Origin of the sequence: Thalassomonas sp. M1454 (assembly GCF_007097525.1) — a bacterium.
Lineage (GTDB): Bacteria > Pseudomonadota > Gammaproteobacteria > Enterobacterales > Alteromonadaceae > Thalassotalea_A.
In genome coordinates, this window is record NZ_VKDD01000006.1 from 297,565 (window position 1) to 322,069 (window position 24,505).

The 24,505-nt window shown below is 37.3% G+C and carries 19 protein-coding genes and 1 rRNA gene; 5 read left to right on the forward strand and 15 right to left on the reverse strand.

Going from position 1 to position 24,505, the window contains the following annotated elements; genetic code table 11:
• Positions 1-2: 2 nt before the first annotated feature.
• Positions 3-1,187 carry an efflux RND transporter periplasmic adaptor subunit gene (locus FNN08_RS13950; RefSeq protein WP_143586821.1) on the reverse strand — a complete coding sequence of 395 codons (1,185 nt, stop codon included), beginning with the start codon at positions 1,185-1,187 and terminating at the stop codon, positions 3-5.
• Positions 1,188-1,491: 304 nt separating this feature from the next.
• The gene (gene nagX, locus FNN08_RS13955) at positions 1,492-2,643 is read right to left on the reverse strand and encodes a transmembrane glucosamine N-acetyltransferase NagX (RefSeq protein WP_143586822.1); all 1,152 of its coding nucleotides are present in this window, start codon (positions 2,641-2,643) and stop codon (positions 1,492-1,494) included.
• Between the two features lie 125 nt (positions 2,644-2,768).
• Here nagX and FNN08_RS13960 point away from each other — a divergent pair, with 125 nt between their 5' ends.
• The 3 genes from FNN08_RS13960 (at position 2,769) to FNN08_RS13970 (ending at position 5,830) form a co-directional block, all read left to right on the forward strand.
• Positions 2,769-4,331: a diguanylate cyclase gene (locus FNN08_RS13960; RefSeq protein WP_143586824.1), complete on the forward strand. Its 1,563-nt coding sequence runs from the start codon at positions 2,769-2,771 to the stop codon at positions 4,329-4,331.
• A gap of 1 nt (position 4,332) precedes the next feature.
• Entirely contained in the window at positions 4,333-4,791 is a 459-nt protein-coding gene (locus FNN08_RS13965; protein WP_143586826.1) for a TerB family tellurite resistance protein, read from the forward strand.
• Between the two features lie 91 nt (positions 4,792-4,882).
• Entirely contained in the window at positions 4,883-5,830 is a 948-nt protein-coding gene (locus FNN08_RS13970; protein ID WP_185962675.1) for a S1 RNA-binding domain-containing protein, read from the forward strand.
• 79 nt (positions 5,831-5,909) lie between these two features.
• Here FNN08_RS13970 and FNN08_RS13975 read toward each other — a convergent pair whose 3' ends face one another.
• From FNN08_RS13975 to FNN08_RS13990, 4 genes are all read right to left on the reverse strand, one after another.
• The gene (locus FNN08_RS13975) at positions 5,910-7,151 is read right to left on the reverse strand and encodes an ammonium transporter (RefSeq protein WP_143586830.1); all 1,242 of its coding nucleotides are present in this window, start codon (positions 7,149-7,151) and stop codon (positions 5,910-5,912) included.
• 14 nt (positions 7,152-7,165) lie between these two features.
• Complete coding sequence (locus tag FNN08_RS13980) at positions 7,166-7,504, reverse strand: P-II family nitrogen regulator (RefSeq protein ID WP_143586832.1); 339 nt, start codon at positions 7,502-7,504, stop codon at positions 7,166-7,168.
• 404 nt (positions 7,505-7,908) lie between these two features.
• Entirely contained in the window at positions 7,909-9,153 is a 1,245-nt protein-coding gene (locus FNN08_RS13985; protein ID WP_143586834.1) for a Y-family DNA polymerase, read from the reverse strand.
• Positions 9,141-9,566 carry a LexA family protein gene (locus FNN08_RS13990; RefSeq protein ID WP_143586835.1) on the reverse strand — a complete coding sequence of 142 codons (426 nt, stop codon included), beginning with the start codon at positions 9,564-9,566 and terminating at the stop codon, positions 9,141-9,143. Before FNN08_RS13990 ends, FNN08_RS13985 begins: the two co-directional genes overlap by 13 nt.
• A gap of 279 nt (positions 9,567-9,845) precedes the next feature.
• Here FNN08_RS13990 and FNN08_RS13995 point away from each other — a divergent pair, with 279 nt between their 5' ends.
• On the forward strand, positions 9,846-10,883 hold the full coding sequence (locus tag FNN08_RS13995) for an acyltransferase family protein (protein ID WP_260679360.1): 1,038 nt from the start codon (positions 9,846-9,848) through the stop codon (positions 10,881-10,883).
• A 127-nt stretch (positions 10,884-11,010) separates the two neighbouring features.
• Here the strand turns inward: FNN08_RS13995 and FNN08_RS14000 are convergent, their stop codons facing one another.
• From FNN08_RS14000 to FNN08_RS14035, 8 genes are all read right to left on the reverse strand, one after another.
• Entirely contained in the window at positions 11,011-14,136 is a 3,126-nt protein-coding gene (locus tag FNN08_RS14000) for an efflux RND transporter permease subunit (protein ID WP_143586839.1), read from the reverse strand.
• 10 nt (positions 14,137-14,146) lie between these two features.
• A complete protein-coding gene (locus FNN08_RS14005; RefSeq protein ID WP_143586841.1) occupies positions 14,147-15,688 on the reverse strand; it encodes an efflux RND transporter periplasmic adaptor subunit in 1,542 nt (513 codons plus the stop codon).
• Positions 15,678-17,141, reverse strand: coding sequence for a TolC family protein (locus FNN08_RS14010; protein ID WP_143586843.1), 1,464 nt, complete (start codon positions 17,139-17,141; stop codon positions 15,678-15,680). The genes FNN08_RS14005 and FNN08_RS14010 overlap by 11 nt, the downstream gene beginning before the upstream one ends.
• Before the next feature lie 91 nt (positions 17,142-17,232).
• On the reverse strand, positions 17,233-17,649 hold the full coding sequence (locus tag FNN08_RS14015) for a hypothetical protein (RefSeq protein ID WP_143586845.1): 417 nt from the start codon (positions 17,647-17,649) through the stop codon (positions 17,233-17,235).
• Between the two features lie 87 nt (positions 17,650-17,736).
• Positions 17,737-18,375 (reverse strand): triacylglycerol lipase, encoded by a 639-nt coding sequence (locus FNN08_RS14020; RefSeq protein ID WP_143586847.1) that lies wholly within the window; start codon positions 18,373-18,375, stop codon positions 17,737-17,739.
• Between the two features lie 7 nt (positions 18,376-18,382).
• A complete protein-coding gene (locus FNN08_RS14025; protein ID WP_143586849.1) occupies positions 18,383-21,544 on the reverse strand; it encodes an efflux RND transporter permease subunit in 3,162 nt (1,053 codons plus the stop codon).
• Between the two features lie 2 nt (positions 21,545-21,546).
• Positions 21,547-22,770: an efflux RND transporter periplasmic adaptor subunit gene (locus tag FNN08_RS14030; protein ID WP_143586851.1), complete on the reverse strand. Its 1,224-nt coding sequence runs from the start codon at positions 22,768-22,770 to the stop codon at positions 21,547-21,549.
• Positions 22,771-22,818: 48 nt separating this feature from the next.
• Positions 22,819-23,193 carry a YacL family protein gene (locus tag FNN08_RS14035; protein ID WP_143586853.1) on the reverse strand — a complete coding sequence of 125 codons (375 nt, stop codon included), beginning with the start codon at positions 23,191-23,193 and terminating at the stop codon, positions 22,819-22,821.
• 266 nt (positions 23,194-23,459) lie between these two features.
• Between FNN08_RS14035 and FNN08_RS14040 the strand changes: the two genes are divergently transcribed.
• Entirely contained in the window at positions 23,460-24,113 is a 654-nt protein-coding gene (locus tag FNN08_RS14040) for a hypothetical protein (RefSeq protein WP_143586855.1), read from the forward strand.
• 271 nt (positions 24,114-24,384) lie between these two features.
• Here the strand turns inward: FNN08_RS14040 and rrf are convergent.
• A 5S ribosomal RNA gene (gene rrf, locus FNN08_RS14045) occupies positions 24,385-24,499 on the reverse strand.
• Positions 24,500-24,505 lie beyond the last annotated feature (6 nt).

Here is a 24,505-nt window from a genome sequence, read left to right on the forward strand (position 1 = left end):
GATTATTTATCCTTTAATGCGAGCTGGGTTTCAGCCTCTTGAGTCGCTGGCTGTTCCTGATTTTCAGGAGCTAATGCCAACTTCATACCTGCTAAAGGAAAGTCTAAAGCCGAACTAATGATTAAATCACCATCATTTAAACCGGCAGAAATGATTACTTGGCTGCCTTGTTGACGCAGTATAGTAACGTCCTTATAAACTAACTTACTGTCAGGGGAAAATACTGCGACTTTAGAATCTGCAACTAAATGCCTAGGAACCATAGCGACATTACTCGCTTTTGCCCCCTTAATGACCGCATTAACATAACTACCATATCGAAGCGGTAATTCACCAGAAGCTAAACCATAAGGGTCAGAAATCTCAGCAACTAGATAATTCATTCTAGAGCTATCATCAATAACCCCTTCAGAGCGAACTATTTCGGCATGCCACTGTTGTTTAACGCCAGCATAGTCACTGGTTAAAATAACCTTGGCTTTTTCACCACTAGCAATTAAAAACTGCAACTGATTATCAGCTACCGGTAAACGAACTTTAGCAACAGCAACATTTAAAATTTTACCTAAATTTTTTCCTACCCCAACATAAGAGCCTAACCCAATTTCTCGACTCTCTATCATGGCATCATAAGGCGAGATTATTTTAGTGCGCTCTAAATTTCGTTTAGCCCTCTTAACAGAGGCTTCTGCCGCTTTCACTTTAGCCATTTCTTGTGCTAATTGTGGTTTACGTAAACTCAACTCTGTTGGAGATGTATCTTTAATTCGTTGCCACTCTTTCTCTGCAACTTTACCCTGAGCTTTTTCTAACTCTAACGCAGCTCGCGCAGTAGCTAAATTGGCATCAGCTTCAATTAATGCGGCTTCATAATCACTTGGGTCAATGACGGCAAGTACTTGACCTTTCTTAATGAATCCCCCACGAACAAAATGCTCAGATAGTTCAACAATTTGTCCGCTTACTTGCGCAACTAGGTCAGTGGAAAATTTAGGTTGTACTACACCATGCGAATAAACATCTAAGTTTACCGGCTGTAGAGAAATTTCTTCCACAGCAACGATTGGCGTAAGATCAATCTCAGCTTTTTCTTCTGGCGGCTTTTTCATCGATGAAAACACAACCATTGCACAGACTCCAACCACTAATATAAGAGCAGGTATAATTATTTGTTTCTTGGTAGCCACAATAGACCTCTAATGTAAAAAATATTTTTATCTATACGTATATTAACAAAATGCTAACAAGTGTATTTAGCGAATATGTAAATAGATATTACAAACCGCACTAAGGTACAAAAAAGCCCTTGTTTTAAATGAAAACGAGGGCTTAATAATTAAGTAAAACTAACCCTTTCCATGGGCTTCCTGCCCACCAAGGGTGTATATCAAGCACTAACCCTTTCCATGGCGTCCTGCCCACCAAGGGTGTATATCAAGCACTAACCCTTTCCATGGGCGTCCTGCCCACCAAGGGTAGTACATCCATGTACTAAACTTTTATGAAGATTTTGTTGCGTGACATCCAAACTAGAAGCAACCATTGTAAAAGTACTATGGCAATAATGCTCAATAAGGTTTGCCAGCTTTCAGGAACAGATGCTATTACTCCACCAAATAAGCTTTGCGCTAAGTAATTCCAATTAACTAACGCCGTACCAAGATAGATAATTATCGAATTCATGCCAATAATAGCGAATGGTTTAGCCCATGTTTGCCAATTCTGCATATCAATGAGCCAATAAAATAAAGCCAGAAATAGAACACTCCAGCCACAAGTAACTAGCACAAACGAAGGTGTCCATAAGGTTTTATTTACTGGGATAATTAAATCAAAACCCCAGCCAAGAGCCAAAGTAGATAAACCAATAATAAGCAAATTTCGTAACAATACTGTTGGTAAAGATTTTTGTTGCATCATAAGGCGGCCAACAAAAACACCGGCCAGACAATTTACAATAGAGCCTAGGTTAGACAGTAAGCCTTCAGGATCTACAGGTAAATTTTGATAACGAATACCAGGTAACAAAGCTTGATCAACCCATGCATTTATTGAATACATCTGTGAGAAGTTACCTGAGCCAAACTCGCCAATACTGGCAAACAGTAAAATTAAGCTATATACAACTAACAAGCCAATAGTAGCTTTTATCTGAGTAGCTAAACTACAATGCCACACCAGCATAGCGGCAACAAACCAAGCGAGTCCAATACGGCCTAGTACGCTGACATAGCGGATCTCACCAAAATCGGCAGGAATTCCCGTACCCCAACCATGGTTATAAACAATACCTAAGATGAAAAGTAGAAATAATCGCTTAATAGCATGCTGATACTTAGCTTTACGCTGCACTATAGATAAAGTAGCGATAGGTTTAGCGGCAATTCCTAAACTAACTCCTGACAAAAAGATAAACAGCGGGAAAATTAAATCATAAAGAGTAAACCCATGCCATTGACTATGTAACATCTGCGCGGCAGCATCATTAAAAAATGAAAAACCAGTAATAATGAATAATGCGGCGAAAATCCCTTCAGCCCCTAAGATCCAAAACATATCAAAGCCACGTAAAGCATCAATAGAAAGTAATCTTTTATTTTTTTTAGAGTTTTCAGGAGGGTTATCTAGTGAAATTTGGTTCATATAGTATATTTTTGATTGCTAAATAATAATAATTGCTAAACTATACTAAACAGCCGAGTGAATTCAATCATTTAGTTTAAGCTGACTAAAGAACAACAAAGAGAAGCAACTAGTAAGGTCGTTAAATGAAACAACACACATCAATAAATTCATTAATGAAATGGTCTTTTGCCTCATTAATATTTTTAATGATGGTGATCACCTTTTCTTATCGTTATTTTGTAGAGATCCCTAAAGAGCGAGCAGCAATTGAAAGATTACATAAAAGGGAGCTAAATGCTTTATATTTTTCGTTAATTGATGAGTCTGAAAATTTAAAGCAGATGAATTACGATTACGCCATCTGGGATGACACATATAATTTTGTTAAAAACTATAACCAATCATATTTAGATAATAACTATGACATACAAACATTCACAAACCTTTCTATCGATGCTGTTTTTATTATCGATAATAAAAACAATATCTTATTTTCCAAAGGCTTTGATCATTTAACTCAACAAGAACTTAACTTTAACGATCTGCTTGACGACAAAGGCTTGTTTTCATCAAAAATAGTTAATTTTAAACGAGCAACTAACCAGGCACGTCATGGCATAGTAAAAACTAAAGAAGGAACCATGATTTTTGCCATTACCAATATAAGTAATTCATCCAATACAGCCAAAAGTAATGGTCAATTAATTTATCTCAAGCGCTTTGATCAAGCCTTAACCGACAATGTCGCTGATTCAACTCAATTAAAGCTAAAAGTAATCCCTTATGATGAAAGTTATAAAGAGTTCCCTAGGATCACAGACTTGTTTAAGTTAACAACTAAAAATCAAAGTAACTTATGGGTGGTAGAAGATATATATAAGCAACCAAGCTTGGTTATGCAGGTTGAACATTTTGATAATTTTGAATTAACTATACTCACCAGAGACTTAACAATCACTATAGCAGTACAGCTGTTAGTTATGATGTTTATGTTTACCTTTATAAAAAAAATCTTAATTAACCCGATGAATGTTGTAAATAGCGAATTGTCAGAAATAGTGAAGAGTAAAAAGCTATCTGCACTTACAGCTCAGTTTACCGTAACTGAATTTAAACGCCTTACAGATGAATTTAACCACATGGTTAGCACGGTAGAAAACCAGCAAACTCAGCTAGAAAAGCTAAGTTTAACTGATGGTTTAACCCAAATCCCAAACAGAACGGCTTTTGAACAACACTTCACAAAGGAGCTAGGACACTTACAGCGTAACAATACGCCATTTGCTATCGTCATGTGCGATATTGATTATTTTAAAAAATACAATGACTCTTTAGGACACACTGCAGGTGATGATGCTTTAAAGCAAGTTGCGCAAAGCTTAGCTTTATCAACAAGACGTGTGAACGATGCTGTTGCACGTTACGGCGGAGAAGAGTTTATAATATTATTCAGTGGCATAGAATTAAGCGCTTTAGAAATTAAGCTATCTGAAATATTAGAAAATATTCGAGATTTAAATATACATCACCCCGATTCAGATATCGCAGAAACTATTACGATAAGCCTTGGAGCCGTTTTATTAACACCTCCTAGAGATAAAAATGAAATGATCGACTTAACCCAAGTTATAAACATTGCTGATAAAGCTCTATATTTAGCAAAACATTCTGGTCGAAATCAATTTCAAATCACCAAAGAGAATTAAAATGATAAGTAGAATTCGAGTTTTTATAAAAAATTTACAACAAGAAAACGTTGTTGGTAATGTCCTCTCTATTGAGATTGCTACTGCAGTATTACTATTTGAAGTTATGCGCGCAGATCAAGAAAATAGCGAGACAGAAATCAGCAAAGTAATCGAGCTACTGCAAAAACAGTTTAAATTAAATAAAAATGAAGTACTTGAAATATTAGCTGCGGCTGAAGATGAGTCATTTCATGCCAATGATTTTTATCGCTTTACCAATACCATTAACAATCAATTCCCATTAGAAGAGCGCATAAAAATTGTTGAGTCGCTTTGGTTAGTGGCTTATGCAGATGGCGTATTAGATGCGATTGAGGAACATATAATCAGACGCATTGCCGATTTATTACACCTTCGCCATAGCGAATACATTCAATGCAAACTTAAAATTCAAAAGCAGTTGAACCCCAAAATATAAGCTTAAAAGTATTTAATTGTATTATTACTATCATTAACAAGGTGCACCTTGTTAAAATAGCGCTTTAAACATACTCAGTTCAGGAAATTCAATGGCAGATATAGGTAAGTTCAACACACTAAAGGTATTAAAGTTAACTGACTTTGGTGCTTATTTAGATGGTGGAAATTTAGGTGAAATTTTACTCCCTAATCGTTACATGCCAGAAGACTGCCTTGAAGGAAGTAGTGTTGAAGTCTTTGTTTATTTTGACTCAAATGATCGTTTAATAGCTACAACAGAAAAAGCCAAAGGCCAAGTAGATGACTTTGTTAGCTTAAAAGTTATTCAAGTTAATCAAATGGGTGCATTCCTAGATTGGGGTTTATCTAAAGATTTATTAGTACCGTATAATCAGCAGCATCATAAAATGGTGGTTGATAAATACTACTTAGTAAAAATCTATCAAGACAGCCACACCGATCGTATTGCCGCATCAAGTAAACTAGATAAGTACCTTGATATTTGGCCAGCAAACTTTGAAATAGGTGAACGTGTAGACCTTATCATTGGTGATAAAACTGACCTAGGCTTCAAAGCCATTATTAACGAACGTAATTGGGGCTTATTATACGATAATGAGATATTCCAACCTTTACGTGTTGGTAAAAGAATTCAAGGCTATGTTAAAAACATGCGCCCGGATGGACGAGTAGATTTGATTCTAACACGCTCAGGCATTGGCAAAGTAAATGACTTTGCGCCGAGCTTTATTAGCTACCTACAAGATAATGATGGCTTTAGTGCGATAAATGATAAAAGCACGCCTGAGCTAATTCAAAAAACCTTTGGTGTAAGTAAAAAAACATTTAAAAGCACTGTTGGTAATTTATTAAAGCGAGGACGTGTACGTATTGAAGCTGATGGTATTTATTATGTTGAAAACCCTCAACCTAAGCCAAGAGCTAAAGCAACACCTACTAAATCTGCGCCAGCAAAACCGAGCTCAAATAAAGCGAAGCCAGCAAAGAAAAAATTTAAAATCACACCTAGAAAATAACTACTTACTACTAGTTAAATACTAATAAACAAAAAGGGAGCCAATGGCTCCCTTTGCTCTAGTTAGGTTTTACCTAATATTATTTAAGTGTAACGAACTCTGGGTATGCTTCAACACCACAATCAGACTTATCAACACCTTCGTATTCTTCTTCATCGCTAACACGAATACCAACAGTCTTCTTAAGGATTGTCCATACAACGAAGCTTGCTGCGAATACCCATGCAAAGATAACGAATGCACCGTATAGTTGAGCACCAAATGTTGCATCGCCATTGCTAAATGGTACAGCCATTAGAGCGTAGAAACCTACTACACCGTGAACTGAAATAGCACCCACTGGATCATCAATCTTAAGCTTATCTAATGTAGTAATTGATAACACAACTAACATACCACCAAGAGCACCAATTATGCTGGCAAAGATAGGTGATGGAGATAGAGGGTCAGCAGTAATTGCAACAAGACCAGCTAAAGCACCGTTAAGGATCATAGTTAAATCAGCTTTACCCCAAATTACTTTATTTAGTAATAATGCCGCTACCGCACCAGCTGCTGCTGCCGCATTAGTATTTAAGAAAATTTGACCAACTGCAGTTGAGTTTTCAGCATCAGAAAGTAATAACTGAGAACCACCGTTAAAACCAAACCAACCCATCCATAAAATAAATGTACCTAAAGTAGCTAGAGGCATGTTTGAACCAGGAATTGGGAATACTTCACCGTTCTTACCGTATTTACCTTTACGTGCACCAAGTAATAATACACCTGCTAATGCTGCTGCAGCACCGGCCATGTGAACAATACCAGAACCTGCAAAATCAGAGAAACCAGCTTCAGATAAGAAACCACCACCCCAAGTCCAGTAACCTTCTACAGGGTAAATAACCGCTGTTAAAACAACAGTAAAGATTAAGAAAGACCAAAGTTTCATACGCTCAGCAACTGCGCCAGATACAATTGACATAGCTGTTGCAACGAATACAACTTGGAAGAAGAAATCAGATTCTAAAGAGTGATCTGCACCTTCAGCTTGTGTGCCAATTAATGCGCCAAAGCTTGGTAGTATTCCGCCTTCAACGTTGTCTACATACATGATGTTGTAACCAACTAATAAAAACATTACACAAGCAATTGAATATAAACAAATATTCTTAGTTAAAATTTCTGTGGTATTTTTAGAACGAACTAAACCCGCTTCTAACATGGCAAAACCTGCTGCCATCCACATCACTAATACACCTGACATTAAAAAGTAAAAAGTATCTAAGGCGAATCGTAATTCAGTTACTGTGCCTGTTAAAGTTGTTAACTCTTCCATTATTATTCTCCTTATTAAAGTGCTGCAGTATCTAGTTCACCAGTACGAATACGTACCGCTGATTCAAGATCGTAAACAAAGATTTTACCATCACCGATTTTACCGGTATGAGCAGACTTGCTAATTGCTTCAATTATACGGTCAGCATCTTCTGCCTTAACCGCAATTTCCAACTTAACTTTTGGTAAGAAATCTACTTGATACTCTGCACCACGGTATAATTCAGTGTGACCTTTCTGACGACCAAAGCCGCGAACTTCACTTACTGTTAAGCCTTCAACACCAACTTCAGAGATAGCTTCTCTGACGTCATCCAATTTAAATGGTTTTATTATTGCGTTTATTAATTTCATTTATTTCGCCCCTTATATTTAAGCTAACCTAAGGGTTACAAGTTGCGTACCAACTTTTATTTCCATTTAAAAACAACAAGTTAAATCCAAACCAAATTTATTGCACAATAATAGTGCACCATAAGCGTGCCTTAACTCACAATAACAGTGCGCTTGTTTTTGACAAATTTCAGTTAGTTTGAATACTAGCCCTGTGCTAACAACAATCATTAGCGGGCGGTGATAATTCATATGAACGGTCGGATCTACGATCCAAACCTTGGCCGTTTCATAAGTGTTGTTCCGTTTATTCAAAGTCTACTAATACTCAATTAACTTCATTAAAAAATTCGCTAATGATCGCTCATTGTTCTTGATAGGTATTAAACTTGCCAGTTACTTACATTTTAGAGGTTAATAAACAACTAACATTCAATGATGGGAATATCATGCCAATTAGTTGTATATTGAGGCGACATAAAATCTCTTTTCATAGCCCACTTTTCAGGCTTCATTGATCCCAACATCAGCGTACCAGTACCATAACGATTATTGATTGAATCTAAGCATTGCATTAACTCAGGCTTGTTAATGTTATTAGAGAATAGGTCTAGTTGATAACTATCTGTTAATTCAATTGCACCAACACCACATTTATAAAATCTGACATTAGGCGCATAAATTTGTTTGGCGGCTTTAGCCACGCATTGGGCTATATAAAGAGTGTTGTCGTTTGCAGAGGTAAACTGAATACTAACTGAGTTAGTATAATAACCATTATCATGTGGTGAACTAGAGCCAAAAACAACGATACGTTTTATTAATGAACTTTGTGCCCTAGCTTTCTTCGCTACAGTGTAGGCATGAAAAATTAATGCAGATCTAAATTCATTAAAGTCTGTAATTCGTTGGCCAAATGAGCGAGTCGAGAATATTTCTTTCTTTACTGATTTTATATCATCCCAATCTAAACACCTCATTCCATTAAGCTCTGACACAGTCCTTTCTACTGTAACAGAGAATTGTTTTCGCATATTTTTAGGATCTTGGTTTGCTAAATCTAAAGCGCTATGGATATTCATCAGGTTAAGCTTTTTTCCAAGCCGAGAACCAATTCCCCAGACTTGATCAACCTTCATTCTTTGGAGGATTTTATGCTTTGATTGGTCTGAATTAATAACAGCAACTCCGTTAAATCCAGATAGCTTTTTAGCTGCGTGGTTAGCAGCTTTAGATAGTGTAGGCGTTAATCCAAAGCCAACACCAACCGGTAATTTAACTTGCTGCCATACCGCTCTACGGATTTCTTGCCCATACTTGTATAAGTCATTAATACAACTATAAGATTTGAGGTTTAAAAATGATTCATCAATAGAATAAATATATTGATTATCGCAAAATGTGCCTATCACATTCATCATTTTTTCTGATAGATCTGCGTATAGCTCATAGTTACTAGAGCGAATAATAACGTTATGTTTATACAGAAAATCACGGATTTTAAAAAAGGGTATAAACTTGGGAATGCCGAGTTTTCTAGCAATGGGACAAACAGCACAAATACAACCATCGTTGTTAGTTAACACAACAACGGGTTTATTTCTTATTGTGGGATCGAATACTTTTTCAGCTGATGCATAAAAAGCAACGGCATCAACTAAAGCATACATAATAATGTCTGTAGTTCAGCTGGTTTATGTATTCGTATAGAGCGACTAACAACACCTTCTAACTGAAAGGTATCATCAGGGTAAATAACAACAGGATCATAGTTATCATTAGCTGACACAAGTCGCTTGTTCACTTTATCAAGGATTTTACAAGTAAAACTACCGTTATAGTTACATACAATGATATCACCATTATCAGGGGTTAAAGAGCGATCAACAATGAGTAAATCTTTATCAAATATGCCTACACCTTGCATTGATTCACCAGAAGCCAAGCCGATGAATGTTGCATTAGGGTGTTGAATTAAAAGGCTATCAAGCGATAAACCAAGCTCTTTATATTCTGCGGCAGGTGATTCAAAGCCACTAATACCTGCTTCTATATAAATAGGAATCACTTTAACTTGTAACATAGCAACCTCAATATACTGTATATATTTACAGTATATAGTTATTTAGAGCAGGGTTCAAAAAATAATCTAATTAAAGAAAAAATAAAATTTACCTTATTACCTAATTATGACGATAAGTAAGTTAATAGTGCAACTTCCTACTATACTTATGCCATATAAGTAAAGAACTTACTTAATATAAGCGCCTAGATAACGTAAATAATAAATCAACTGACAATGCACCTTTCATTGCAATAGATAGAAAAGGAAATTCCTATAGCTAATTCATTTATCAACTCCATTCATGCGTTCCGCGCTTTTGCAATAGTCAACATAACCGCTATACATGCGATTGAATTTGTATTCTTTTTTGCTGAAACCTCTGAACATCCAGCCAAGCCAAACCTAACGCCTTTTGCCTGGGGTGAAAGTATTTTATTGCACGATTCAACGCTCTACTTCACCATCATTTCAGGTATGTTATTTTCAATGGTATTAGTCGATAGAGGTTATGCCAGTTTTTTCAAATCAAAACTAGCCTATGTAATAGCACCGTATCTATTTTTCACCACCCTTATAACATGGCGTGGCTGGGGGCTTGATGGCACACTGAAAATGTTTGATGGAGACTTGCTTAATTTCTTAACTTTAGTGTTCAATAATTTTTTTACCGGCGCAGCCATATTCTCTTTTTGGTATATTCCTGTATTGCTAGTACTGTATGTATTAACCCCCGCTTTAGCTAAAATCGTTAAGCTTGAATGGGGCAAGTGGCTATTCATTCCTATATTATTAGCGCCACTGGTTTGCTCAAGAGCATGGCCTGATGTTACTTGGACAAACTTTGTCTATTTTCTCGGTGCTTATATGCTAGGCATAATCGCAGGGATTAATTATAAAAAAACGATTGCAGTGATTGAGCGTTATTTATTATTACTTGCCCTAGTTGCTATTGGCTCAACTGCGGCATTGGTAGGATTATTTTATTTAGATAGTCCGAAATGGGGTATCATCACTTTTACAGAATCTGCATGGTATATTCAAAAAATAGCATTCTCGGCATTAGTTATTTTACTGTTCGAACGCACAATACACTACATTCCTAAATGGCTAGATTTATTAGGCAACTATGCCTTTGCAATTTATTTTTTACATGCGTATTTACTATTCGAAATGTACGCAGTCATGGAAAAGCTAATGGATGTGCCAATAAGCCTACCGATAATTTTAACTCTAGCGTTATTGAATGTTGGCCTAGTGATACTATTTAGCCTAATAATTACTTATATCTGCAAATTAATATTAGGCAAATGGTCTCGCTATTTTGTCGGCGCATAAAAAGCAATGGCAAAACTTAACCGGTTGCTTTGTCAGTAAAGATTATTGACAAAGCAACAAACCAAGTAGCTATAAAAGCATCAAAAACTTATGAATTCCCTACGGTTTTAGGTAATAAAAACCGTTTTTATTCACATTCAATACTGCGCATTTTCCAAAGTAAATAAACCGCAGGCAATACCAATAAAGTTAACACGACTGCACTTACCATACCACCAACCATAGGCGCAGCTATTCGGCTCATCACTTCAGAGCCAGTGCCGCTACCGTATAAAATAGGTAATAAGCCAATGGTAATTGTCGCCACGGTCATCATCACCGGACGAACCCTTAACCCTGCCCCCACGACAATAGCATCAATTAAACCGGCTTTATCAATGCGCTTATTTTGCTGTAGATAATTTTCAGTACTCTCTTTATAAGCTTGATTCAAATATACGAGCATAATCACACCAATTTCCACAGCAACGCCGGCAAGGGCAATAAAGCCAACGCCAACAGCAACAGAAAAATTAAACCCTTGTAAATAAACCAACCAAATACCACCGATTAAAGCTAATGGTAAGGTCGCCATAATAATTAATACTTCAATCACACTACGAAAATTTAAATACAGCAAGACAATGATAATTGCCAATGTTAAAGGTAGTACATACTGCAGTTTTTCCTGTGCTCGTTGCATATACTCATACTGCCCAGCCCAAGCTATTGAATAACCTGGAGGTAGTTCCAGTTCTTGCTCTAACACTGCTTTTGCTTGTTCAATATAAGAACCTACATCGACACCTTCAATATCAATAAATACCCAGCCATTTATTCTCGCATTTTCACTTTTAATTCCTGGCGGGCCATCTTCTATAAATACATCAGCAACATCACCTAAGGTAATGTTTTGACCACTTGCCGTAACTATAGGTAGTAGTGATAATTTCTCTGGTGAGCTTCTATAATCTTGCCCATAGCGAACGTTAACAGGATAACGTTCAAGTCCCTCTACCGTTTGAGTCACATTAACACCGCCAATAGCGGTGGCTATAACTTGTTGGATATGCGCAATATTAAGTCCATAGCGAGCAGCTTTATCGCGTTTTATATCTACTTTTAAGTAACGCCCGCTCGCAACCTTTTCCGAATAAACAGAGGTAGTTCCTGCAACATTCGATAGTAACTCTTCAATTTGTAAGCCAATATCTTGCGTAATGGTTAAATCTCCCCCCGCAATTTTAATCCCTACCGGAGTTTTGATACCTGTGGCCAGCATATCAATACGAGTTTTAATCGGCATAACCCATGCGTTAGTTAGACCAGGAAACTGGATTAAGTTATTTAATTCATTCTTCAATGATTCAGAGGTAACATCTTCACGCCATTGCTCTTGAGGTTTAAGCTGAATAAATGTTTCAATCATAGTTAAAGGTGCTGGGTCGGTCGCAGTTTCAGCTCTTCCTACTTTGCCAAATACCGACTCTACCTCAGGTACAGTAGCAATGAGTTTATTTGTTTGTTGCAATAACTCGCGAGCTTTACCTATAGAGATCCCTGGGTAAGTTGTTGGCATATACATTAGATCCCCCTCATCTAATGGTGGGATAAATTCACTGCCTATTTTATCTAGCGGATAAAATCCAAGCCAAGTTATTGCCAAGGCCACAGCAATAGTTGCTTTGGGAAAGCGTAATACAGTTTTAAGTAGTGGCAAGTAAGCAGCAATTAAGGCCCTATTAACTGGGTTTTTATGCTCTGAAATAACTTTTCCGCGAATAAAGTAGCCCATTAGCACTGGGATTAAGGTGATAGCCAAACCTGCAGATGCCGCCATAGCATAGGTTTTTGTATAAGCTAATGGGCTAAACATACGCCCTTCTTGCGCTTCTAAAATAAATACAGGTAAGAAGCTAACCGTAATAATTAACAGGCTAAAAAATAATGCAGGGCCTACTTCTGCTGCAGACTTAGCAACAATTTGCCAACGGTTGTCATCGGTTAAAGGTGTTTTTTCCATATGCTTATGCATATTTTCCACCATCACGATTGCGCCATCAGTCATAGCTCCAATGGCAATAGCGATACCTCCAAGAGACATAATATTGGCATTAATACCTTGCCAATACATAATAGTGAATGAAACTAAAATCCCCATAGGTAAAGTGATAAGAGCAACAAGAGATGAGCGCAGATGAAATAAGAACACTAAACAGACTAAAGCCACTACACCTAGTTCCTCAAGCAGTTTGGTCCATAAGTTTTCTACCGCACGCTCTATTAAACCAGAGCGGTCATATACAGTGACAATCTCAACACCTTCAGGTAAACCTTTTTTAACTTGCCCAAGTTTGTCTTTAACGCCGTTTATGGTTTGCTGAGCATTTTCTCCAAAACGCATCACAACCACACCACCAACAGATTCACCTTCACCGTTTAATTCGGCTACACCTCGCCTCATTTGCGGTCCTAAGCGAATATCGGCAACATCCTTTAAACTTAGAGGGATACCTTTTACATTTACCCCTAATGGGATTTGAGCTAAGTCGCTGATACTATCTATGTATCCTGTTGAACTTACCATATATTCAGCTTCAGCCATTTCTATTACCGAAGCGCCGACTTCTTGATTTCCTTGCTTAATAGCGGTTTGGATCAAACTAAGAGGGATATTGAATGCACGTAATTTATCAGGGTCAACGGTTACTTGATATTGCTTAACCATGCCGCCAATAGTGGCCACTTCAGAAACACCTGCAACAGTCTGTAGCTCATATTTTAAAAACCAGTCTTGTATTGAGCGTAATTCACTTAAATCATGCTGACCGGTTTTATCTACTAACGCATACAAATAAATCCAACCAACACCCGTTGCATCGGGTCCAAGCTCGGGTTTTGCATTTGTGGGTAACTTAGGCGTTACTTGCGATAAATATTCCAGTACACGGCTGCGCGCCCAATATAAGTCAGTATTATCATCAAAAATAACGTAAACGTAAGAATCACCAAAAAATGAATAGCCGCGCACCGTCTTAGCTCCGGGGACGGAGAGCATGGCAGTAGTCATTGGGTAAGTTATTTGGTCTTCAACAACTTGTGGAGTTTGTCCCGGATAACTAGTTTTGATAATAACTTGCACATCAGATAAATCTGGTAATGCATCAATTGGAGTATTTTTTATCGCAAAGACTCCGCTACCTATAATAATAAAAGTTGCTAACAGTACAAAAAAACGATTAAACACCGACCAACGTATAATAGAAGCAATCATATTTTAGCTCCTAATGATTGGAATGATCGCGGTTAGACGATCCTTCACTGGTTGCCAAAGGCAGCTTAGATATTTGCGTAATGATAAAATCACCATGAACAATTTCAAAGGTAAAGGTTACCTGCATATTTTCATCGAACAATTGCATATCAATATTATCAGCGACAAGGAAATCCATAGTAGCGGCTTCTCTGTTCCACTTTTTAATTGCAGCTCGGCTAATATTAAGCATACGATGATTAGGCATTATTGAGTTAACTGTGCCTGTAGTAGTTGCACTGGGTGCTGTTGTATCTTGCTCCTGGTTACTTTCCTCGTTGCCTTCTTGCATATGGTGCATACGCATAAAGTCAGATGTTTTACTCGATTCAGAATCTAATAAAAATTGTGCTGAAGTAACAACGCTATCGTCAGTATCTAATCCGGATAAGATCTCAACGTAATTCTCAAATACTTTACCAACTTTAACTGCTATAGATTTAAACCTGCCTGCACCTAAAGCCAAAACAACACGGTCTTGCTCGCCTGTGCGTATCAATGCCGGTGTAGGGATAACGAGTAACTCTTCATTTTGTGCCGGTTCAATTGTTATATTTGCCAGCATATTAGGCTTTAGCTGACCATCGGTATTTTTGAATTTTAATCTAACTGTTAATGTACGTGTTTGGGCATCAAGTACAGGATAGATAAAATCAACTTGTCCTTGCCATTGCTTTCCCGGTAATGCGTCTATAGACATAAGTACTTTATCGCCTAAAGTAATTTGCGCTAACTGACGCTCAAACACTTCAACATTGAGCCACACATGAGTCAAATCAGCTATAACTAGCATACCTTTTCGGGGCTCGATAAAATCCCCTTCACGCACAGATAAAGATTCTACAATTCCTTTTTGCGGCGCATAAAACGTTATAGCTTGTTTCACTTTACCAGTGTTTTTCAAATTTAATATTTCGCGCTCTGGCACTTGTAATGCGATAAGGCGATTTATCGCACCTTGAATTAAACGCTTATTATTGCGCTCTAATGCCAATAAATACTCTTCTTGTGCGTTAACCAAATCAGGTGAATATAAATCATATAAAGGTTGGTCTTTAACAACCGTCGAACCAACCGATTTTACATAAAGCTTTTCAATCCAGCCGTTAATTCTAGGGCTAACTTGTACCATGTTATGTTCGTCAAAGTTGATATAGCCTAAAGTTTTTACGCTATTATCTACAACTCGGTACTCTACTTGCGCAGTGCGAACACCTAAATTATTGATCACTTCAGGTGATATTTTTATTGCGCCAACTTGTGATGATGAACTTGCGTTATCACCATAAAATGGCACTAAGTCCATACCCATAGGTGATTTACCTGGCTTATCTCTGCGATAGTTCGCATCCATAGGGGCGACCCAATAAAGTGGTTCATTGGTCTTTTCTATCTTGGTCTCACTATCTGAGCTAGCAGTTACATCTGCTCGACTGACAAAATATAGTGATGCAGCAACTACGCCAAGAACTAGACCGAGAATAAGTGGCTTAATTACGTTATTAGTACTCATAGTTTGCTCCGCTATAGCTGTTATTGTTATTGGTTAAGTAAGCGTTATTTGAAAAACTGTTTTGCATCATTAAATAATTTAGTTCAAGTACAAGTTTTTGTTCGGTTACATTGATTGCCAGCTGTTCAACTTCGCTATCAACTAGTGCCATCTTAGCCCTTAGCACATCAGAAAATGGCCCTCCTTCATGACTATAAGATTTCAGTGCTGAATCAATTTGCTGCTTTAATTGCGGGATTAATTTTTCACTATAAAGAGTCTTTCTTTGCAGCAAAGAAGTTAGGCGGCCTTTACTCGTACTAAATGAACTCATCATTTTTCTGAGCAGTAAGGATTTTTCTGTTTTGATCATTTCAGCTTGCGAGATAGCTGACTTAACTTCTTGATCTTGTCTGTTTTCGGTAAAAAGTGGTAAGTCAAAAACCACGCCTATTGAAAGTAAATCAGAACGCTCATTACCCATAGGGTCATCATCTCGGTAAGCATAGCTTGCAGTAACGCCCCACTCAGGTTGATATTTTTGCTTAGCTAAATTAACACCTGTTTGTGAAGCCAATAGCTTCTTATTTAAAGACATTACACTTGGGTGTTGAGAAAAGTACTGCGCAAGCTCTTCTTGTTTTAACCAATTTTTGGCATAAACGAGTTTAGATTGCGATAATTCAATATTTGGGATTTCATTAACAAGTTGAAAATTATCTAAATTAACACTTTCATAATTATGATAATTCGAACCAGTTACAGTGTAATCACTTAACCATTGGCTTAGCTGGCCATAGATTCGGCTTTGCTCAAGCTCGAGTTTAACTAGCTTATCTTCTAATCTAATGATTTCAACCTGCACTTTAACAACATCATGCTGCCTTACTTTACCCTTTGCAGATGTATAATCAGATTCGGTAGCAGCAAGCAGTTGCGCCAATAAATCAACATTAACCTTAATTAAAGCAATTGTTTGCTGAACCTTAAAAGCATCCAACCATAGGTTACCGACAGTGACTGCAACTTTAGCTTTTCGGTCTTGCCTTTGAAAAGGGTATTGCTGACTTTCAATTTGTAATTTCTTACTCTTTATCTCTTGGCTATTTCCTCGTGGAAACATTTGTTTGATGCCAACTTTAAACTGCGACATTGGCTCTTGATCAAACTCTAAACTATCAGCTGCAAGGTTTCCCACACCAATAGATATTTGCGGATCCGGTAAGGAATTTGAGACAGTACTTAATGACTCTAATGACTTTTGTTGCTCAAAATTACCAGCTAGCCATGGATCATTTTGCTGTGCCACTCGTATAGCTTTACTGAAGCTTAAAGCATTAGTCGTTATGTCATTGGCCATAGTTGGCAGTGCAAATAAAGCACAAGTAACAGTAAAAACTGTTTTTACTGAAAGTAATTTAATAGACACTCTATCTGCAGTTGCAGTTAAAGATCTAGGGAATAGGTTAAACATATCTCACCAATAAGATAAAAATAAAAAACGTGTAATAAAAAACATGCCCATTTGGTTTTAAAAACCAAATTTTAGGCGCACTTGTTCTGTATTAAGCCGTTATTGGTGGTCGGTAAAGGGATTTTGCGATAGGTGTGCTAATATCAAATAATGCTAAAGAAAGCTTATCTACAGCACGAAGATGGATTGATGGTAGATAAATATCTGAGACGATAACCATAGAGCTACAACTAGCCACAGTACAAGTGCAGCTTTGGGCACAACAATCAGACATATCATGATTTTGCATATTTGCCATCGTTGCGTCATCAGCCTCCATCATATGGTTGCTATGATCCATATCCGTATGAGATTGGGCAGCCATGTTGTGTCCCATATGCGTCATATCGGATTGTACTGTTACGCTATTTTTATTTGCCATCATTTCACATTCCGCACCAATAACCATAGCTTGGCTAAAGAAAGCCAAAAAGGTCAGTGCTAAAGTGAAAAGTTTAAAAGGCTTCATAAAAATATTATCGAATTTATATCTATTAGTGTTACTTGGCTTAAGTATAAATGGCCTTGTTGATAAAGTACAAACAGTTTAATGCTTTCACTTTAAAACTGAACCTTCTTTTACTTGTGTCGCATATTTATCAATTAGCTGTACAACAGATTTCGAGTACACCATTGAGGTATGAGTTTGGCGAACAATAATATGCTCATGCATGCCATCGACTTTGGTTTCGGCAATGCTTACCGTGCCATCAGATTCTTCAACACCATCTCTCCAAACTCGGTCAAGTAAAGGCCTTGCTCCAAGTTTGACGTTACCAGCAATAGAGATTAATTTTTGCGGTAAATGCCAGGAAGCCTTTAAATTTTCGGGTAATAAACCAAACTGAACTGATGAACCTAATAACTTTTGAATATTAAATTTATCCATATCTTTGGCAATTTCAGCACCCTGATGAGGCGTCCCCAAAGTTATAACCAAAGGTACCTTTTCAGCTGGAACTTGCCGAGTTATTAAATAGTTTTTTATAACTAAGCCACCGAGGGAGTGGCCGATCATCAGCACAGGCCCATCTTTGATGATTTTATCAAAGGTATTAAATAATCGACGCTTATCTGTACTTGTACTTGGATAAGAAAGGTTCTCTACTTGCCAACCAAGCTTTTGTAGGCGTTTAGCCATTGGCGCCATGATCAAACGGTGCATAAATAAGCCATGTAATAAGATGATTCGCATGAATTATCTACACCTCCTGAAAGCCATTGTCACTGTCATGTTCAATAATATCTATCGGCTTTTTACCAAATAACTTGGCAATATCTTCTTTAATTAAATACAACGCAGGAATTAAAAATAACGTGATCACTGTGGCAAACATAATGCCAAAGCCAAGTGAAATCGCCATAGGAATAATAAACTGCGCTTGTAAGCTTGTTTCAAAGTAAATCGGAAATATACCAAAGAAAGTAGTTAGTGAGGTTAATAATATCGCTCTAAAACGCTGAGTACCTGCATTGACTACCACATCAAATAATTTTTGCCCTTTAGCTTTGGCTTTATTTATAAAATCGACCATGATCAAACTGTCATTAACTACCACCCCTGTTAAGGCTATTAACCCAAACAAAGACATCATGTTAATCGTGCGTCCGAAGATCCAATGACCAACAATAGCCCCTATAATGCCAAATGGAATTACAGACATAATCACTAATGGTTGTGCGTAAGATTTAGTTGGAATAGCAATTAAACCATAAATTAAAAATAGTGACGTTAGCCCCGCCACCGATAACTGCGCTAAAAAGTCAATCTGATCTTTAGATGCGCCTTCCGCACCATAACTTACACTTGGATAATCCGCTAAAATAACAGGAATAATATCCTCGGTTATTTCTTCTACTATTTTTCTCGATTCAACTTTATCAGGGTCGTTTTCAGCAGAAATTGTGATTGAACGCTTTTGATTAATACGGGTGATAGTAGAAAAACCTTGGCCAATTTCTACATCAGCCACTTGGAAAAATGGTACTTCATCACCATTAGCTGTGCGGATCCACATATTCTCTAAATCAGCTATTGATGTTCTATCTTCTTCAGGGTAGCGCACCATTACTTTAAGCTCATCACGGCCACGTTGAATACGCTGAGCTTCTTCACCATAGAATGATTGACGTACTTGTTTTGCTAAATCAGCTAAGGTTAAACCTAAAGTTTCAGCCTCTGGTCGAATGCTTAACTTGATTTCTTGACTACCGCGGCTGAATGAATTGCGAATATCAAACACACCATCAAACTCACTTAATTTCTGTTGTAACTTTAGCGCGGCGGCTTCAAGTTCAACATCATCAAGGCCAGTTAATTGAAATTCAAGTCCGGCCCCTCCACCGGCATTAGTACCAGCAAATAATCTCAGCTCTTTTACCCCGGCCAGCTCACCTATTTCATCGCGCCATAGTTTTTCAATATCGTAAGCATTTAACTCTCTATCCTCACTTTTATTAAGTTCCATCATGAAACCGGCTTGTGTATCACCTCGAGTAAAAAACATTAAATTGCGAATAAAACTTTGCTCATTAATGGTGTTTTCTTGTGCCACTTGAAAACCTGATGCACTAATATGTTCAAGTGCTTTATTACGTTCTTCAGGAGCCGTGCCATCAACCATGGTTAAACTACCTTGAATAAAATCACTTGGTACATTAGGGAAAACCTCAACCTTAACAAAGGTACCGGCTATTAAGCCCATAGACACAAGGAAAATAGCGATAAATGAAGCAACTGTGTTGTACCTCGCCCTTAACGCTTTTTCTAAAAAAGGTTTATAAACCTTGAATATCACTCGGTCTAAGGATTTTTTAAATTTTAATTGCACGCGATGAATTAATCTTGGATTGCTTTCATCAATTTCAGTGTATTTCATATGAGCTAAATGAGAAGGTAAAATCCATTTAGACTCAATCATTGAAAAGATTAAACATAAAGTTACCACCATGGCGATAGCAACAAAAAATGGGGCAAAGGTTGCATCAATGAATAACATAGGAGCAAATGCCGCTATGGTAGTTAAAACACCAAATGTAGCAGGCATGGCAACATGCTGAGTACCAATAATGACATTATTTAATGAGTGACCATTACGTTGCATTTCACTATAAGCACTTTCGCCAATAACAATGGCATCATCAACAACGATACCGAGCACCATGATAAAAGCGAACAAGCTTAGCATGTTGATAGAAACTGCCAAATCGCCCATTAATGGCATTAAAAAGATCGCGCCTAAAAAGCTAATAGGAATACCTAACATAACCCAAAAAGCAATTCGCACCCTTAAAAATAAGGTTAATATTAAAAAGACTAATACCGCCCCCATTAATAAATTTGAGATCATCATATCAAGGCGTGTAGATAAGTAATGAGATGAATCAGCAAATGTAGTTAACTCAACACCTTCAGGTAAACTATCTTGTTTATCAATAACATACTGTTTTACTTGTTTGGCAATAGCTAAGTCGTTTTGATCCCCTGTAGATTTCACTCTAATAGAAGATGATGCCTGACCATTAAAACGTGCAAAGCCATTATCTTCAACAAAGCCATCAGTGATCGTTGCTATATCACCCAAGGTTAAATGGGTACCATCGGCATCAGTTCTTAATACAATTTTACTGTATTCCTCTCCTGTGTATGCTTGACCTTGCGCTCGTAGCTGTATGTAACCACCGGAAGATTTTATTGTCCCCCCAGGAACGTCAATGGATGATCGTTTTATCGCTTGGGATACTTCATCAAAAGTCAGTCCGTACTCAATTAGGGACAGCTCGGATAATTCAATACTGATCTCATATTCAAGGTTACCTACGATCTCTGCAAGATTAACCTCAGATAGTGCCATTATTTCATCGCGGATATCTTGCGCCATTTCCTGACGGGTAAACCTATCCATGTTGCCATACAAAGACACCCAAAGCACATCAGCTTCAAACTCTTGTTTAACAACCATAGGACGCTCAGCTTGTTCAGGCATTGTGGTTATTGAATCAACCTGCATTTGAATTTCATTGAGTTTTTCTTCTAATGAATAGCCTGAACTTATTTCTATGCTAACACTTGCAAAGCCTTCCTGAGCAACTGAAGTATAACGTTTAATGCCTTGTACATTTTCTATTGCTTCTTCTATTTTAAGGACAACAGACTTCTCGACATCATCTGGCGAAGCACCTAAATGAGCGACAGTCACCTGAATAGTATTTAAGTTAAATTCAGGGAACATTTTTTTATTAATTGTACTGTAGGAATAAAAGCCGGCAGCAAGAATGAAGACCATTAGTAAATTTGCAGCTACGCTATTTCTAGCAAACCATGCAATGAGTCCAGGTTTAGGTTGTCTTGGATCTCTATACATAACTACTGCTCACCTGCTACATCAGACTCTTCAGGTAACTCAGGTGGCACCCATTCCCCAAAGATACGAACAGCCATTCCCTCTACAGGCTTAGCTATTTTAGTCGATACAACTCTCATCTCTGTATTAATATTATCAGCAATATATACGTACTTTTTTTCACTCCTGATTATATCTATATCGACAATATGGAGTTTATTTTGCTTATCAACCATATGAATTGAATTCGGTCCGCGAACAACTTCACGAGGGAGAACGATAACAGATTCAGACTGCATACCTTGTATTTCAGCATTAACAAAGGTGCCAATTCGAAGCTCTTCTTCGTGCTCATATAGTTCAGTTAAATTATAAGGGTCATCTATTTTTGCAATAAGGTAGTGCACTCGAGATTGTTGATTTATCTCACCTTCAAAGCGACTTATAAATGAGTTCCAACTCTGAACTTTCTCACCTTTTTTAGCTGTAATAGTTACAGGAATTGATTGTTGTATGTCCTGGTTTACTTTCGGCAAATTTATAAAAGCAATATCTTGTTGTTTAACAGGTAAGCGTACTTCCGCATAATCAATAGCAAAAGTTTTTGCTAGCATTATCCCAGAGGTAACATATTGGCCTATATCTACTTGCTTTTCTTTTACTAAGGCATCGTAGGGAGCAATGATTTTAGTTCGCTCAAGTTTAATTTCAGCTTGTTTTAAATCTGCTTGAGCTGCCAGAACATCAGCCTCTGCTTTTTGCAATTGTGGTAAGCGTAAAGCTAAAATAGGCGCTTCTTCAACTGTCATACCAGAAAGTAACCATTCATCTTCTGCTTGGTCTGCACGAGCTTTCTCCTCAACTAAAACTGCTTGCGCTGCACCAAGTCGAGATTGTGCTTGCAACACATCTACTTCATAAGTGATAGGGTCTATCTCAAGTAGTACATCACCTTTTTTAAAGTAACCACCTACTCTAAAGTTTTTTGAAACATAAGTTATCATGCCTGAAACTTCAGTGATCAAGGATGTTTCGGTACGGGGAACAACGCTACCTTGGCTCTTTATACTAAAGGCGACGGTCTCATGTTTAATAGGAAAAACGTTAACGAGAGGAGCTAAACTAATTTGTTGCTTCTTTTCGGGAGGTTTAGCTAGCTTGCCCATAAAGGCCAACACCAAGATACCAACCAGAATAATTATAATTGGGATTAAAATTAGTTTTAGCTTACTTTTTACTGCACTCATTTACTTACAACCTATTTATTATTTTTTTAAACCTTAACGTATGATTGACTAACGCTGAATAAATTCACACCAAGATTGCAGCATGATTATAAAATCTTCACGCCCACAAACGGCTGATGTATTTTGTTCAAAATCGTCAATATCATCTTCAAGTTGCTCAGGAACGACTAAGGGATCTAAACTACTATTAGCGATAACTTCAACATCTTCATAACTCATGGTAATGCTAAATTCTTTGCCAATGACACGTTCAGTTGACTGCGTGTTAGCGGTAAAGTTCTGTAAAGTAGTCAAAATACTATGAGCTTTGGTTAAATCATCTGCAACTTCTTGCTCTAGCCATGGTGCAAATGTTTCATGCTCCATAGTAAAGTTGGCAATACTTTTGCCATTGATAAAATCTCTTCTAAATTCGTATTCCATTGATTATCTATTACCAAGTTTTTTAGGCTTTGTTATTTATAAAGCTATACTTCAGTTTAACCTATAATAACCTTAACACATTGAGATAGTGCATTTTTTATCGATTAAAAAACAAAAAAGCAACTAATGTCTGAATTAAAAGTCATAATTAAAGCAACCTACTTTATTTAATATTTAACTTGGTCAAATACACATCTATATCAATTAAACGAATCAAACTTTCGAAAAGTTTAATTTTCTCCATATTAATTCATGGCCTATTAATATTGGCTATTTGTTACGCGCCTATAGGCAATAAAAATATCACTAAGCATGTGGATGTGCGCCCCCCAATCAAAAGCTATGTATATAAAAAAAATAGTAAACAGCAAGAAATAATCATAGAAAGCACTGCTGGAATAGAAAATGTTGAAACAATCGATAATAGCAAACTAATACCTCCCTCTACTAAAACCTCAGAAGATAATAACACTAGTAATAAAACTTCAGAGGCACTTGCAGCCAAACCAGATATACCTACAAGTGAAGTTGTAAAAATAGATGAAAAGGTAAAATCACCCCCTAAAGCAATATTCAACCCATATGAAATAATGATTTCAGTTAACAAGGAATTAGATCAATCAATGATTGATGAGGTTGTAATGCAAAAAAATAAAGTTAAAGGAATAAGCGAACTACAAGGGCGATTACCTAATGTACCGATTAGGAAATATGTTAAAAGTTCACTACAAAAAAGAGAAGAAGCAACGACAATAATCGGTAATGAAACCTTTATAAAGTTAAATGGCACATGCGCACAGTCCACAGATTTAAGTTTCATTGATGAAGATATTGGCAGTGTTACCTCTTACAGCGATTGTGGTGAAACAGATGATGAGAAATATTTTAGAGAGTTTATGGAAAAGCGTTTGGAGAAGTAAAGGGAGGTTCTGCACATATGCACACTGTCAATTAGGGAGGTCCCGCACAAAAGCACTGCGGGATGACGTTGTATTTTTTCAGAATGAGTTGATGCGCTGTGTTAGTTAACTTAGAACGTCATCCCTGAATCGCCTAAGCGATATCAGGGACCTCCTGCGGCAGTGGCGTGCTTGAATTGGATACGCAATACTATGCCTGCAAATACGTAGGTCACAAAAGGCTCCAACGAAAAAAGCCCTCTGCGTTAGCAGAGGGCTTTTCGAAATAGGAGCCTAGCGATGACCTACTCTCACATGGGAACCCCCACACTACCATCGGCGCTACTGCGTTTCACTTCTGAGTTCGGCATGGGATCAGGTGGTTCCACAGTGCTATTGTCGCTAGACAAAAA